11 protein-coding genes are annotated in these 16,292 nt (G+C 34.9%); 6 read left to right on the forward strand and 5 right to left on the reverse strand.

The window, feature by feature from the left end:
* Window positions 1-4 precede the first annotated feature (4 nt).
* From SHYC_RS01715 to SHYC_RS01730, 4 genes are all read left to right on the forward strand, one after another.
* On the forward strand, window positions 5-730 hold the full coding sequence (locus SHYC_RS01715; protein WP_039643951.1) for a MerR family transcriptional regulator: 726 nt from the start codon (window positions 5-7) through the stop codon (window positions 728-730).
* A gap of 219 nt (window positions 731-949) precedes the next feature.
* A complete protein-coding gene (locus SHYC_RS01720; protein ID WP_039647486.1) occupies window positions 950-2,896 on the forward strand; it encodes a fructose-specific PTS transporter subunit EIIC in 1,947 nt (648 codons plus the stop codon).
* A gap of 175 nt (window positions 2,897-3,071) precedes the next feature.
* Window positions 3,072-4,253: an MFS transporter gene (locus SHYC_RS01725; RefSeq protein ID WP_039643954.1), complete on the forward strand. Its 1,182-nt coding sequence runs from the start codon at window positions 3,072-3,074 to the stop codon at window positions 4,251-4,253.
* A 141-nt stretch (window positions 4,254-4,394) separates the two neighbouring features.
* Window positions 4,395-4,976, forward strand: a complete 582-nt coding sequence (locus SHYC_RS01730) for a hypothetical protein (protein ID WP_052257786.1) — start codon at window positions 4,395-4,397, stop codon at window positions 4,974-4,976.
* 101 nt (window positions 4,977-5,077) lie between these two features.
* Here SHYC_RS01730 and SHYC_RS01735 read toward each other — a convergent pair whose 3' ends face one another.
* Window positions 5,078-6,397, reverse strand: coding sequence for a glucosaminidase domain-containing protein (locus tag SHYC_RS01735; RefSeq protein WP_052257787.1), 1,320 nt, complete (start codon window positions 6,395-6,397; stop codon window positions 5,078-5,080).
* Window positions 6,398-6,594: 197 nt separating this feature from the next.
* On the opposite strand from SHYC_RS01735, the gene SHYC_RS01740 reads away from it, so the two are divergent.
* Complete coding sequence (locus tag SHYC_RS01740; RefSeq protein WP_039643956.1) at window positions 6,595-8,343, forward strand: YhgE/Pip domain-containing protein; 1,749 nt, start codon at window positions 6,595-6,597, stop codon at window positions 8,341-8,343.
* Window positions 8,344-8,605: 262 nt separating this feature from the next.
* Here the strand turns inward: SHYC_RS01740 and SHYC_RS01745 are convergent, their stop codons facing one another.
* Complete coding sequence (locus SHYC_RS01745) at window positions 8,606-9,064, reverse strand: hypothetical protein (protein WP_039643958.1); 459 nt, start codon at window positions 9,062-9,064, stop codon at window positions 8,606-8,608.
* A 245-nt stretch (window positions 9,065-9,309) separates the two neighbouring features.
* Entirely contained in the window at window positions 9,310-9,537 is a 228-nt protein-coding gene (locus SHYC_RS01750) for a YozE family protein (RefSeq protein ID WP_158484625.1), read from the reverse strand.
* 234 nt (window positions 9,538-9,771) lie between these two features.
* Here SHYC_RS01750 and SHYC_RS01755 point away from each other — a divergent pair, with 234 nt between their 5' ends.
* Window positions 9,772-10,494 (forward strand): epoxyqueuosine reductase QueH, encoded by a 723-nt coding sequence (locus SHYC_RS01755; RefSeq protein WP_039643962.1) that lies wholly within the window; start codon window positions 9,772-9,774, stop codon window positions 10,492-10,494.
* A gap of 183 nt (window positions 10,495-10,677) precedes the next feature.
* Here SHYC_RS01755 and SHYC_RS11980 read toward each other — a convergent pair whose 3' ends face one another.
* Complete coding sequence (locus tag SHYC_RS11980) at window positions 10,678-12,852, reverse strand: bifunctional glycosyltransferase family 2 protein/CDP-glycerol:glycerophosphate glycerophosphotransferase (protein WP_082021519.1); 2,175 nt, start codon at window positions 12,850-12,852, stop codon at window positions 10,678-10,680.
* Window positions 12,853-13,033: 181 nt separating this feature from the next.
* On the reverse strand, window positions 13,034-16,231 hold the full coding sequence (locus SHYC_RS01765) for a CDP-glycerol--glycerophosphate glycerophosphotransferase (RefSeq protein ID WP_039643964.1): 3,198 nt from the start codon (window positions 16,229-16,231) through the stop codon (window positions 13,034-13,036).
* Window positions 16,232-16,292 lie beyond the last annotated feature (61 nt).

A 16,292-nucleotide genomic window follows, 5' to 3' on the forward strand; every position in this document is an offset into this window, starting at 1 on the left:
CATGATGGCACGTTATTCTACAGGGGAACTTGCCAAATTATTTGGGATATCGGCGCGCACATTACAGTATTATGATGAAAAAAATATTTTGAAACCAGCATTCACGAAAGACAATCAGTATCGTGAATATAGTGAAGAAGAAGTCCAAAAATTGAAAGCGATACTTTTACTAAAAAAATTGGGATTTAAATTGAGTGCGATTGCTAAAATTGTTGAAGAACAACATGCATTAAAAACTGTAAAAATGTTGCTAGATGACAATATGGAACAGCTAGAACAAGACATCCATCAAAAACAAGCACAATTAAAGGAGATGAAAGCGATGAATAAAATGATTCATGACGACAGTATCTCTCCTATTTCAAAGCTCAAAGACATTGATGCCGTTTTAAAATCAAACAGACACTATCCATTTTTAACTTATAAAACGATAGGTATCGCAACAGGGGCGACGCTCATTGAATGGATGGCACATTATCAAAGTTACAAACGTAAAAAAGTATGGCCATCAGTACTAGGTATCACAAGCAGTATTGCCGCAGCAGCTTATATTACGCAAACTTATTACCATAGTGTAAGTTACATGTGTCCCACTTGTCATCACGTATTTAAACCTGAATTTAAAGCTTGGTTGTTAGCACCACACACACCCCGGACACGTAAACTCACATGTCCAGCGTGTGGCTTCAAAGGCTATTGCTTGGAAGTCGTAAATCATGAAAAAGTGTAGTTATTAAGAGGTGCTATCAAGGCGCCTCTTTTTTATCTGCATTGAAATGTCAGGGTAATGCGTATTACTTCTTTTAAAGTTTAGGATTTCATGATTAATGTTGTGCCGCATCCATAATGCATACTTCAATTTGTAAGCGCTTTTAATTTCGTATTGATTCCTAATATGTGCTGCTATATGATGAGTATGTATTTAAAATCATTGAATGGAAGTGTTGATATGAAAATTGTAGCCGTGACGTCTTGTCCAAATGGAATCGCGCATACGTATATGGCACAAGAAAAGTTAGAACAAGCTGCGCATGAATTAGGGATTGATATAAAAGTAGAGACGCAAGGTGGCGTTGGAGTCGAAAATCAGTTGACTGCAAAAGATATTGAAGAGGCAGATGGTGTCATTATCGCTGCTGATCGACAAGTGGATTTATCGCGTTTTCATGGCAAGCTACTTATTAATGAAAATGTACGCGCAGGGATTCATCATCCGAAAGATTTAATTGAGCGTATTCAACAGAAAAAGGCTTCTGTTTATCAAAGTGAAACGCAAGATGAAAATGCAAAACTTTCTAGTGATGAAAAACAAAAACATAAAGGTATGCAACACGTGTATCAACATTTAATGAACGGCGTGTCTTTTATGGTGCCGTTTATCGTTGTAGGTGGGTTATTAATTGCCATTGCATTATCGCTAGGTGGAGAAAAAACAGCGACACATGGAATTGTCGTACCAGATGATTCATTTTGGAAGCCTTTTGAAAAAATAGGGGCATTGGCTTTTAGTTTTATGGTACCCATTCTTGCAGGATATATTGCGATGAGCATCGCGGATAAACCAGGCCTTGTTCCAGGTATGATTGGTGGCGCGATTGCCGCGGATGGTAGTTTCTATGGAAGTGATGCGGGTGCTGGATTTTTAGGCGGTATCGTTGCTGGTTTTCTTGCAGGGTATATAGCGAAATGGATAAAACAAGTGAAAGTGCCTAAAGCAATGGCACCGATTATGCCAATTATAATTATACCGATTATTTCCTCCGTCATTGTGGGCTTAATTTTTATTTACGTTATTGGTGCCCCAATCGCAGGCGTTTTCGCCGGTTTAACGGCTTGGCTTAAAGGTATGCAAGGTGCGAATATAGTGATTTTAGCGATGATCATTGGCGCTATGATTGCATTTGATATGGGTGGTCCAGTTAATAAAGTTGCGTTCTTATTTGGTTCTGCCTTAATCGCAGAAGGCAATTATAGTGTGATGGGTATGGTTGCTGTGGCGGTATGTACGCCTCCTATTGGTTTGGGTATCGCAACATTTGTTAATCGTCGCAAATTTAACCATAATGAAATTGAAATGGGGAAAGCTTCATTTACAATGGGACTATTTGGTATTACCGAAGGCGCTATACCGTTTGCAGCGCAAGACCCATTACGTATTATTCCTGCGAATATTATAGGAGCGATGGTGGCCGCTGTGATTGCAGCACTTGGTGGTGTAGGTGACCGAGTAGCGCACGGTGGACCTATCGTTGCGGTATTAGGTGGGATTGATAAAGTGTTGATTTTCTTTATCGCGGTGATTATAGGTAGCCTTGTAACGGCAGCACTGGTGCTTGTATTGAAAAAGCGATCACCTATTGTAGCGACTGCTGGTGGACCGGAAACATCGATTGAAACTACTGAAAACATAGGGCATGCTGACGCGACAACAAATACGGATGCGTCACAAACGCAATTGATTCATAAAAACACAACAATGATAAAAACACAACCGATGACGCGAGATGAGGCAATCGAACACATGGTTTCAAACTTGGACAAACATGGTTATGTTAAAGATAAAGCAACATTAACGCGAGATATCTTTGCGCGAGAAGCAGAATCAACTACTGCGCTTGGCATGAACATTGCGATGCCACATGCGAAATCAGCAGGTATTAAAGAACCAGTTGTGTCAGTCGTAAAAAATAACGCAGGCGTGACGTGGGAAAGTTTAGATGGTACTGTTCCTCAAATTGTTTTTCTAATTACAGTGCCAGAACATAGTCACGATATGCACTTAAAGACACTCCAAAACTTATCGCGTCACTTAATGGATGATGCCAAACGTGTAGCACTCCTCCAAAGTCAAACTGAAGATGAATTGTATCAACACATGCTAGACATTATGAAATAAAAATGAATAGACATAAACAATACAACCTCCAACATTCATTCAAATGGATTTTGGAGGTTGTAGTTTATTTTAAAGGTGTATGTGAATGAATTGTATACCATTTTTTAAACATATTCTCAATATTACTTTCGAAATATTCTGAATTTGTATAAAATATACTATAAGGGGGGACAAGATGAAAAGATCTTTATATTTACTTTGTTTCGATACGTTATCAACATTGGGATCAGGCATTTTCACATTTACATGTAGTTTTTACATATTACAACAAACGGAATCAGGTTCGATATTTGGTTTGTATCTCGCTTTATTGACGATTGTAAATACGCTCACCACGCCGTTTATTGGAAATTTAATTGGACGACATCATAATAAAACGATGCTATTCATCGGTCAAATTGTAAGTATTGTTGCTTTAAGTTGCTTTGCATTATTTTATAATGGTCAGTATGTATTTATTTTTCTTTTAATGATGATTCTTGTCGTTGTAGATGTGATAGTTAAAACAATTGTAACATCTAACTTAAAATGGATTACAGGAAACTATTTAGAGCGCGTCATCTCAATCAGACAATTGATTCAATCCTCTTCGATGCTTGCTTCGCCAATCATTGGTGGTATTTTGATCTCATTTTTATCCATTCAGCACGTCTCGCTCATCAATATCATGACAGAGGGCATAGCTCTGATATTCATTTTCTTATTAACATTTAAAAATGGCCAAACAACTCAAAAAAGAAAATCGTTTTGGGGAGATTTTAAAGCAGGGGTACAGTATTTGTATCAAATGACAGAAGTAAAATATCTATTAGTTATTGCTGTTTTTATGAATTTTATTATGAATGTACTTATTGTAGGGATTCCCATATTAATCGTTCAACAGCTTTCGTTAAGTTCAAAACATTTAGGCGTAGCTGAGGGTACGTTGGGTGTATCGTTAATCGTAAGTGCACTTATCTTTTCAGTTATTCCACTTAAAAATCAGTTAAGGCGCAGTTATTTATACGCACTTATGTTACAGCTTTTAATACTGATACTCTATCTCGTCGTCATTTCATTAGGTTTGTCTTCGACCATTGTCTACGGAACGGTTTTAATAGGACAATTATTGTTAGGTCTTTCAATCACTTTAGGAAATATTCCGTATCAAATTTTATTACAACATACTGTAGACGAATCCTACAAATCACGAGTGTTTTCGGTTAATCAAAGCTTTGTGAGTGCACTCGTTCCACTATCTTATATGTTGTTCGGCTTTTTGTTGCCGCTGTCATTTACATTTACTTTAGTAGGGTGCGCTGTATCCATGGGGCTCATTGTAATCATCTTTCTAAAGAAAATCTATAGGAATGCATGAAATGTTGGAACGTTAAATAGACGATATGTCGTTATAGAAAATGTACAAGAAACTTATAATAAATTTGCGATTTTATTTTTAAAATATTTGAAAAGGGTAAATAGATAATATAACGTGTGAGGCTTAATAAGGAGTGCGATAATGATGAGAAAATATAGTAAATATACGGTACCACTTATTATTGTAAGCACGATGAGTTTAGGAGTCATGGCACCTTCCATAGATGCAAAGGTGATGCCATCTTCAGCAGAACCGTCACAAGTGACTACAGCAAAGGCGAATGTGCAACTTACACAACAACAAAAAGTTGCATTAGCATATTATATTCAAGGATATGATCAATATACTTTTACACGTTCTGAAATTCAAAAAGGTAAGTATACTGTGCAATGGATGAATGGTGAGAAGCATGTGTATCCATTAAAGCAAATCACGTTAGTGAAACAACCTAAACAGATTGACAATGTTGAAACGATGAAAGGTGCACCAAAAGATATGGTCTTTTATCAAGTATTACCTGCCAAAGGTAATTTTGCGACGATAGTAGGTGTGAGCCATTCTCAAGTTGTCATTGGTGGTACCCAAAGCGCGTCTTCGTATAAGGATTTCTTAAAAGGCGCCAAAGTTCAAAATATCTCCACACTATATCAACAGTATCATAAAGATGCTATGTTTCAGCAAATTGCCAATAAAATGGTCATTACGACTACTTTTCCAAAATGATGTTTTAAAATGAAATACCTCACACACATTATAAGGAGCCTGGTTTATGTGACCGGGCTCCTTGTTATTTTAATGATATAGCGTTAGGAAAATATTAGCGATTATTGTGCTTGACCTGTAATAAAATCGAGTTGTTTAACGGTATGTGCATCAAGCGTACGGTAAGAGATAATCCCTAAACCTTTGACGTTTGTTTCAGAAATAACAATAGATCCATCATCGTTTACTTTTTCAACAAAAGCGACATGACCGTAATAACGGTCCGCGCCAAATTGATTTGGTTGGAATACAACGGCATTATGTGCCTGTGGCGTGTCAGTCACTTTGTAACCTTTTGTCAATGCATGATAGCTCCAATCGCTTGCATTACCCATATCCGCTGCGATATGTGCATTATATTGTGCCATGCGATGATAGACATACCATGTACATTGACCTTGTGGATAATTTGCTTTTCCTCCTGCTACTTTAAAAGGTTGAAAGTTCACGTTTCTTAATGCATCAGGTTTTTGAACTGAACCTTCCGAAATTGGGCTTGCTAACTCTGGATTGTCATAGCGTGTAAGGTCATAGGTTTCGATTAAATGAATCAATTTTTGATCATAGTCGGGATCTGTCGCATATGTGCCTACTAATCCTTGAACGGCTTTTTCATAGTGATTGCTTTGACTTTTCCATACTTTTTTATATATTGTAGGATTACCATCAATGCCATTTTTGATGAGTGATGCATAGTCATTTAATGATTCTTTCTCGCTTGGATATTTTCGGAAATCAGCATTGATTTGATACATATGTTTGCCATCAGATTCTAATGTTTGAAAAGGCACAGATGCGCCTTGATATTGACCTTTCATTCCAAAAAGATTGTGATTGGGTGCTTTTGCTAGATCACTACGTCCAGAATCTGATTCTAAAACAGCTTGTGCAATCATGACAGAAGCGTATATTCCTTCTTTTTTAGCAATGTCATGTGCATGTGGTGCAATTTTATTGATGAATGATCGTGTTTCTGGATCTTCTATCACGCTTAATTGTGTTTGATGTGCGTCACTTTCAGGTTGTGTCTGAAAAACAGTGGTTTGACGCATTGGTTTTGTAGCTTTGTCAGACGCTTGTTGCGGTGCGTGCGCACGTGATGATGTTAAATCATCTTTTGATGGGAGTTGTGGATTGTCTTTTTGATGTGACGTTTGAGGCACATCTTTTTGAGACGTATCTTGTGATGGTTCTCCATATTTTTTGAAAAACGCATCCATTCCTTCAGTTGATGGTGTATGATGAGAAGCGCGGGATTCCGATTGCGCATGTAATGCATCATCAGTAGTATGTTTGTCTGAAGTCGCAAGCGCGACAGGTGTGAAAGAGGGGGCGACAAGTGTCGTCGCTATGAGTGTTCGAACAACATAATTTCGTTTCACTTAAGTGCTCCTTCCTTATTCCTAATAAAATGAGCTTCATCGACTAATAAAAAATGTACATGTAAAACCACTGATGTTAAAGGCTTTTTACAAAAAATTAATGAATTTTTAAAGTTTAGAAATTTCAAATATATACATTTCAAATTTTACATGATTATAATAGATTAATAAAGACTTTTTCATTTTGAGGTGAAATTATGAAGAAACCCATCGATGTTTTTGAGATGGATGTGAAACAAATCATTAAAAGTCCATTCGCCTGGCTTGTGATGACGCTCTTACTATCACTTCCAGCACTATTCGTATGGTACGACTTAAATGCGAATAAAGAGCCGTTTCAACATACAGAACATATGAAAATTGGAGTGGTGAATGAGGATCAAGGGACGCGTATTCAAAAACGCAAAATTAATATTGGTAAAGCTGTGGAAGGGCAATTAAAGGCGCAGAAAAAGTGGGATTGGCAATTTGTAGACCGGCAAACTGCTGATAAATCTCTTAAAAGAGGCGATTTTGTTGCTGTATTATACATACCTCAAACGTTTTCACAAGATGTGACTGGGATTATACGTCAAAAACCGAAACAAACAACGGTGACGTATCACGTCAATGAGAAAGTCAATGCGATAACACCTAAATTAACGGATGCGACAATTGGAGAGGCAATTAAACAAGCAGACGTATCGTTTAATCGCACGGTGATGAAAGTATTATTAGATGAAGCCAATCAGCAAGGTCTCCACCTCGAAGACCAATTGCCGTCATATCAGAAAATTCGTGACAGTATTGCTATCGCAAATGATACGTTGCCTAAAATCGAACAATTTAGAGACGCAGTCATAGCGTTAGATCGAGAGATGAATGCCTTAAATCAAAATACAGTGGCATTACAACAAGTGGAACAATACAAAAATGAGGCATTGGCTGCGACGCAAAATTTAAATCAAGTTCATGATCAAAATTTGGCGACGTATGGCCCTATTTTGAGTGGTCAAGCAAACGATATTTCAGTCATCACAGGTCAGTTGAATCAATCGTTACCTCCGTTATTTCAACAATATGACAATGTGAAAACAGGATTAGAACAACATCAACCAGGGGCACGTGATGCACTAAGAGAATTGGCACATTCGCTAGAAAGAGATGTGCCGTCTGTTCAAAGTGATATGGCTAAAGCCAATCAAACATTTGAAGCTTTAGATAAAGACAATACACTTGAACATATCGTGAAGTTGATGCGTACAGACTTGAAAAAACAAGCGGGGGTCGCATCAAACCCTATTCATATTGAACGACAAAGCATGTTTTCAGTTGAAAGTTTTCAAAGTGGTCTTACCCCTTTTATAACATCTATAGGGCTATGGCTTGGTATTGTTCTCACAACTTTATTGATTCCTACGCGTCATGCATATGCATCTACAATAGAGACATTAAGTTCAAGACGTCATTTTTTAGGTAGAATCGGTCTTTATACGTTGATCAGTAGTATCCAGTTGCTTGCCATTTTAGTTACGATAATAGTAGTTTTGGATATTCCGATGCAAAGTCGATTGTTGTTTATCGGCATGAGTAGTTATATTGCTTTTATATATATGATAATGATGTATGCCATCGTTACGTTGTTTGGAAAAATAGGAAAAGTGATTATCGTATTGATGCTTGCATTTCAATTTGTTGGGACAGATGGTTTATTTCCAATTACAGTCTCTCCTTTATTTGTGCAACATATTCAACCGTTTTTACCATTTTATCATAGCTTCAAAATTTTAAGAGAAGCTGTAGGTGGTGTCGTATATGATGTGTTATTTGTCGAAACCGCTTGGCTTGGTTTATACGGATTGATTATTTTTATCATGGCCATGGTCATTTATCCGTGGATACGTCGTCCTTATTTAACGCGAATGGAGAAACGCGGACAATCAAAATTATTTAAATCCTCCTTATGAGGTTTCGACAATCACCACAGTAAGGCAATAGCCCCCAAAAGGACCATTAACAGACACTTTATAAAAGCATAACTTCAACACGTGAATGCGTTTGTGGTATGATGCTTTAAAGGTTACACTTAAGCCATCAATCAAAATGAAGTTTCTATTGCGCTTATCATAATGTGTTATAAATCCACATATTAATAGCCCCCAACGTTCATGATTAAATGAATGTTGGGGGCTTATTTTTTAATTGAACCTAGAATCCATTACCCTTAAATTAGGGTTGTTTTTGATTCGAATCTGCTCCGTTGTTTTTAGGATTTGGAGCCGGTTGTGTTGTTTGAGGTGATTGTGTTTTAGGTTGTTCAGATTTTGCAGGTGGCTGTGTAGGTGGTGCTGTGGATGGTTTTTCCTGCGTTGAATCATTTTTAGGTTTCTGTTCAGTTGATGGTTCTTTTGGCTTATGCGGCTTTTGTGTTGGTTGCTGTGTAGGGGGTTGGTAAGTTGGTTGTTGTGTCGTGTGATACTCTTGTGTGGGTTGTTCATAATATTGCTCTGAAGCTGCTTCTTCAGTTGACGGCGCTTCGGTTGTTTTTCTCTTTTTATCATGATGCTTTTGTTCTTGCTTTTGAGCACTTTCATCCGTGCGTGCATCATGCGTCAATGCTTTAATTGAAACCGCGACGAGTGAGATAACGAGAAGCAAAAGAACAATGGCAGATAAAATTTTTTTCATTATCGAGGTAGCCTCCTTAAATCAGCCTTTTTATTAATTATAGTATAGCGAATAATACCCAAAATCGTAAGATGTTAATCTTATATTACAATGTACGGCAATTGAAAAATGTTCGTTACATATTTATAACAACTTTCCTTGAATTGAAATATATTTACAATCGTGAAACTTTCATCAAATAATAATAAAAAGGAGCCTCGCGAAGAGACTCCCGTTGGTCATTCATTAGAATGAATGATACGATCCTATTTTAAGGATCCGAACTGCATATATAATGCAATTGCTCGCTTGAGATCGGCATAATTCGATTGATCATACCACTGAGCTTCTCGAAAGCACGCTAAAATCTCATCAGACGTATGAAGTCCTTCAGGGAACTCAGCGTGTGCATGTATATGCCGTGCCAAATCACCTAAGGGCGTATCATCTTCTAAGAAATCTTGCATGTAATCATAAAAGCTCAAATAATTCACCTCATTTACGAGCCAAATTATATTATATCACAAAAGATAGGTTATGATTTAAAAAAATTATGGGTATGGAAAGGTAAAACAATATCAACTGTTATGCGTCTGTATCTTAAAAAACAATTCGACTAAAATGAAACACGTGCGTCTGACTTAAAATTTGATCTTTCGCATTTTTTTCTACGACATAAATGTTAAAATAATGATAAATACGGCATAGAAAAAGAAGGGATATCAATAATGATAGAAGCAAATGAAATATTGGATAAAATGAAAAATCAAAAAATAAATTATGATAAAGTACTGCGAAAAATGATTCAAAATTGGGAACGCGATGGAGTACGACCTAAAATTTTGCTCCATAGCTGTTGTGCACCTTGTAGTACGTATACATTAGAATTTTTAACGGAGTATGCAGATATCGCAATTTATTTTGCGAATCCGAATATACATCCTAAAAATGAATATTTACGTCGTGCGAAAGTGCAAGAACAATTCGTTCACGATTTTAATGAGCGTACAGGTGCAAATGTGAAATATATTGAAGCGCCTTATAAACCGCATGAATTTATGAAAATGGCAAAAGACAAAGGTGTAACAGATGCGCCAGAAGGTGGAGCAAGATGTACAGCGTGTTTTGAGATGCGCTTAGATATGGTAGCTCAAGCAGCTGTAGACTTTGACTATGATTATTTTGGTAGTGCAATTACATTATCACCAAAAAAGAATGCACAATTGATCAATGGCATAGGTCTTGAAGTTCAAAAATTGTATGATGTCTTTTATTTACCTAGTGATTTTAAAAAGAATAAAGGATATGAACGTTCAATTACCATGTGCCAAGAGTACGATATTTTCCGTCAATGTTATTGTGGTTGCGTATTTGCTGCACAACAACAGGGGATTGACTTTAAAACAATCAATCAACAAGCAAAACAATTCTTAGAAAGTATTGAGAAGTAAGTGCAACAGTTATGAATGACACATTTATTTAATCCAATAGACAATATGCGTATGAATTGGAAATACCAATTCAAGTTATAGCAACTAAAATGCGTCTTTTTGAAAGAAAAGAAAACGGTTCAAAATATCCTAAATGGATGTTTGAACCGTTTTTATTTGTAGTTAACCTTTTTTGACTCAAGTCTATTTGCTTTTTTTCATAATTTCGTTATATATCATATCTCCGATAATCTGAGAGGCTTGGCCATTTTCGATGGAGCAAAAGCGATTATAAAAAGCATCAATATTAGGCGCATATTGAGATTTAATGTGATCTAATTGTTTTAATCCTTGAATGAGCTCATCAGGTTTTGTATAGATTGGACCTGGTAAATCTTTATGATAATCAATATAGAAACCGCGTAAACTTTTACCATATTTTTCAATGTCATAGGCAAAGAAAAATTGCGGTTTTTTTAATATGCCGTAATCAAACATCACTGAAGAATAATCCGTAATTAACGCATCACTAATCAAATAAAGTCTAGAGATATCGTTATAATGAGATACATCGATGGCAAAATCTTCGTAACCATTTAAATCAATTGCATTGGCAATCAAATAATGCATACGTAATAAAATTACATAGTCGTCTCCAAGTGCTGCTTGAAGTTTTGGTAAATCGATTTTAAGTTCGAATGTGTATTTACCAATATCATCATATTCATCATCTCTCCAAGTTGGCGCATACAAAAGAACCTTTTTATTTTTAGGTATACCAATTTCATTACGAATTTGTTCATGAAACGGCACATCTTTAGCGTGAGTATAAACAATGTCGTTTCTTGGATATCCAATTTCAAGTATTTTAGACGGTTCCATCCAAAACGCCGATTGAAAAATTTCAGTTGAGTAACCATTAGGAGAAATGAGGTAATCCCAACGACGTGTCGCGTAGTAAAAATTACGTTTATATAATGATGTCGTTGTGTTCGGCATTCTAACTGTATTCATGTCGTTTGCAAGACGTTTCAATGGGGTGCCGTGCCACGTTTGAATATATGTTTGGTTGTGCTTCTTATTCAATATTAACGGCAGTCTTGCGTTTGAAACCCACACTGATGCTTTTTGATAAATATCATAATACTGTTTTGATCCTTTTTGTACTTTATGTGCGTTCCCAATACCATTTATATCCTCTGGTTGACTAAATACCCAATAATATTTCAAATTTGGATACGTGTTTGCCATATAGTTGTATATTGCCTTTGGACTATCACTGAAATTTTTTCCACCAAACGATTCAAAGACAATGACATCATCTTTTACTTTGGAAGGGCGGTCAGTCAATTTGTATTTAGAATAGTGTTTGCTCGGTTTATTTAAAAGGATATTTTTAACTAAACGCAATTGGTAACGTCCTGTATTAACTCGAAATGCTAATTTAAACAATCCTTTAGAAATAAGGAATAGTTCAAGCTTAAATAATGCCTTTTTCTTTATGAATTTATGTGCATTAAATGATTTTAAATAAGGTGGCAATATGTTGACATGGTGATATTTAGTTTTAATATCATATTGGCTTGGTTCTAAATGCGTATCCATAAATTGGATGAAATGTTGGATAAGACGATGTTGGATTGATTTGTTAGAACAAGCATGGATAGCATATTGCGTCGATTTCGCTAAATCTTCTAATTTCATATCAAAAGGACGTGCACTTAAGTGATACGGGTCAAAAGGGTCAATCATTTCTCCGCTAAAGTAGTAATAGTTTCCGCTTAACATAATGCATTTATTTACATACGCTAAATAATCAACTAAAAAGGGTAGGTCTATATAAATTGCTAAATTTTCATTGAATTGTAAGTGATGTTTAATTATGATGTCCCTTTTAAAAATAATGCTATTGATAGATTGACTTCGGATGAATGTTTTTAACAATGCTTGGGGTGAAATCGTATTGATTTGATCAGATTGTGTTTCATATTCATTGATTAATTCTGCTTCATTAAAAGTGTGGATAGGTGTAGCTAAAATATCATTTTCTCCCATATACATCGTAAATTTTTCGATTGATGAAGGTGCGAGCCAATCATCAGCATCTAAAAACATAAAATAGGGCGTTTTAACATACTTCATTCCTATGTTTTTTGCATATGCATGACCATGATTGGTCTCTAATTTAATATAGGTTTGATGATTAATCCAAGTTTGGTAATTGTTCATTAAACATTTTTCAGTCTCATCTGTTGATCCATCGTTGATGATGACGACATCAAAGTTTTGACTCGTTTGTGCCATTAATGATTTGATACACGTGTCGATTGTGTTACACGCATTGTAAAAAGAGATAATCACAGTTAATTGATGTTGCATAAGTTTACCACCTTAAAAGATTAGAAAGTGGGATAGAAATCTCATTGATTTCAATATCCCACTCCCTTTATCATTACTTAAATTGAAGTTCGTTTTTTAAACGAAGACGTTTTCATACTTACTTTCAACAACTTCATCATTTTATCTTATCGTAGCCGAATTTAAAACTAAGATGATGTCATTAAGAATCTTTTTTAAAAAATCGTTGTACAATTTGCTGGGCAGAAGTACCTGTTTCAAAAGTACAAAAACGGTTATAGAATTTTTCGTATTTATCTTTATACGTTTTTGTTATTTCATCAATATTTAAAATACATTCTATAAGTTTGTCGTCCGTTTTGATGAGTGGTCCAGGTGCTTCTTTTTCGAAATTAAAATAAAATCCACGAAGATTGTTTTTATAATGATCAAGGTCATACGTATAGAAAATAATAGGTTTGCGTGTATTTGCAAAATCGAACATTACAGATGAATAGTCTGTAATACAAATATCGGAAATTAAATATAAGTCACTGATTTCATTGTAATCACCCACATTTATAGCAAAATCTTTTAAATTTTCATCAATATGTAATGCATTACTAATGATGATATGTGGTCGTAATAATAAAATGTATTCCTGACCTAATTCTCGATACATCTTTTGTAAATCCATTTGAAGTTGAATGATGTGTTTTTTTGCTTTATTAATTTCATCATCTCTAAAGGTTGGCGCATAAAGAATGACTTTGCGATTATCATGAATACCAATTTGTTTCTTTATATTCTCTTTTTTTAATTCGAGGTTTGAATCGTTTGTTTTATAAAAAATATCATTTCGAGGATAACCAATTTCAAGTACTTCTTTTTTAAAATTAAATGCTGATTTGAAACATGTCGTTGCATATGGACTTGGTGAAATTAAATAATCCCATTTTTGAATCGCACTATTTACACGATCTTTATAACCTGCATCGCGCCCTTCAAATACATTGACATCATTTAACATTTTCTTTAATGGTGTGCCATGCCAAGTTTGTATATAGGTCGTTGCTGCTGGCTTAGAAATATAGTGTGGGAAGTTTTGATTGTTTACCCAATACTTGGCACGTGACAAGTAATAAAAATAGCTTGGCGATAGTCGTTCTACAGATTTAACATTTGGATCCGTGAATGGGTATTGCGTATTATTGACCCAAACAATCTCCATATCATTTCGATAAGCTGTTAATGCATCATATATTACTTTAGGGCTATCACTTACAGATTTGCCTACATTACTTTCAAATACTACTAAATTCTTTTTGACAGGCAGCCACTTAACTAATGCACTATTAAATTTATCCATCACTGTGAAATATTTATTGTGCTTTCTAAATCGTTTAAAGAAATGTTGACTTAAAATATCATATTGAACTTTGTTCTTATAATATCTTAGCTGTGATCTTTTGTTAATATTTTCATAAATGCGTTGGGCGTTATTTTGATCTCTAAAGCTGTAAAACTTTCTAGAACGTGCTTTAAGCCACTCGGGAACTGTAAAGTCAGTATCAATATAATGTTGTAAAGCATGGATAAGCTCATCTTCATTATCTACAATCACACCTGGTAATTCTTCTATTAGGTTGATATGAGAAGGGTGTTTACCAAGGAATCGAGATGTGTCGAATTGGTAATATAATACCGGCTTGTCTAAGAAACTAAAGTCGAAGGCTACACTTGAGTAATCAGTAATCATTAAACTGCTTTCTTTAATTAATTGTTGAACATCAACATCACCTTGTTTAATAGATTGAATATGAGAAGGTACATTAAATAAATCTATAAAAGGTTGCATATTCGGATGTAAACAGAATAAAATTTCATAACCAAAGTCATGTAATTTTTTGAACGTTTCATTATTTAGTAAAGCATTGTATGTTTTAAGGTAATCAGAATCTTTAACAGTGAATGTACTTGTTAACCAATCTCTCCAAGTCGGAATAATCAAAAGTTGTTTTTTTGTTTGGGTTTGCTTATCAAATAACGCATCAAATCGGGATAATCCAGTCACAATAACTTGTTGTTCATCAAACTTTAAATCACGAACAACAATTTCTTTTTCACGTTCAGAACTTGTAACAAATAAATCGACATTAAAATCTTGGAGTTGATTCCCGTTAATTTCCGTTAAGTTTTTAGTGCCTAATACACCATGTTGTAAAAAGACTTTGGTCGCTTTAACCTTCTTTGTATATACATGACTATTTGTAGGATAGAGTAACTCAGGGTGATGTGTTGAACATATATAGTCTGCTTTTAACATAATGTCAAAATGCTCAGGTGAGCGAAAATAAATGACGTTTCCATAAGGTTCCACATTGGATCGTTCGTTTGAATCATGTTCGATGATGTAATATGCAGGGATGTCAGGGTGATGTGTTCTTAAATATTTAAAGAAGTGAAGTCCGTTGTCTTGTGCTTTGTATGATTTTTCACCTATCACCCAAATGTGTTCAGATTTATTAAACGGTAAAGACTTAGATTTTAAGCTTTTAATGTAACTGAGATAACTCTCAACACTATAAGTATTGATTCTAAATGAGAGGTTTTTACCTTTCATCGTTAAATAAGGAGTGATGGATACTATATTATCATTATAGTCAGTAATTATTTCACCTTTAAGAAAACGCTCGGCAAGTATCCTTGGTTGCCCTATTTTGACTCTTATAGGGGTAGCATTTTCTTGAATACTTATTTCAAGAAATAAATCTAAAACATCACCAGTTTTGAAATCTTGTTTTAAAAATTGAATTAAATCTTCATATAAATCGATTTGAAATGCAAATGACGTTGTGGCTAGTTTAATGTTTTCGCCAAATTTACGCACAGGTAAATAAACATATTGTTCATCATCTTTAAATCGAGTTCTTAAGACAATATTGGCTTTTAATAAAGTCGAGTTGATAAGCGTGAATTTACCTTCAATGTTTGCTTGTGAATTATTAAACGTCATGTTATCAATATGTCGTCTAGCGACGTATGTATTGATAGGCAATGTATCGCTAAATGTAAAATTTAAAAACCCACCTTTCGTGACATAAGGGTATAAAGATACGCCATCACTTTCCACAAGTTGCAATTGTGAGAGGTGCGTCGATGGATTGGATACTTTAAGTTGATGTTGGTTTGTTAAAAGTGCATCACTTTCTTCTATTATAAGATGTATTTTATCAAGGTTATGCTTTTTAAAGCGGCGAATGACTTCAATCAAATCAATTTCAAATTTGAATGGTTCAACAGGTAAGTACGTAATCGATTCAACTTCATTTTTTACAAATAGTTTATTGATTGTTTTCGTTGGATTTTCAAATGAAATTGTTAGTTTAGAGTCAACTTGTTTTATTTTTGTTACTGCCATTTGGGTTGCCTCCATTTTTGGGATGTTTTCATGCAATAAGATTGCTATAATAGTATCTAAT

The sequence above is a fragment of the Staphylococcus hyicus genome (assembly GCF_000816085.1).
GTDB classification, from domain to species: Bacteria; Bacillota; Bacilli; order Staphylococcales; family Staphylococcaceae; genus Staphylococcus; species Staphylococcus hyicus.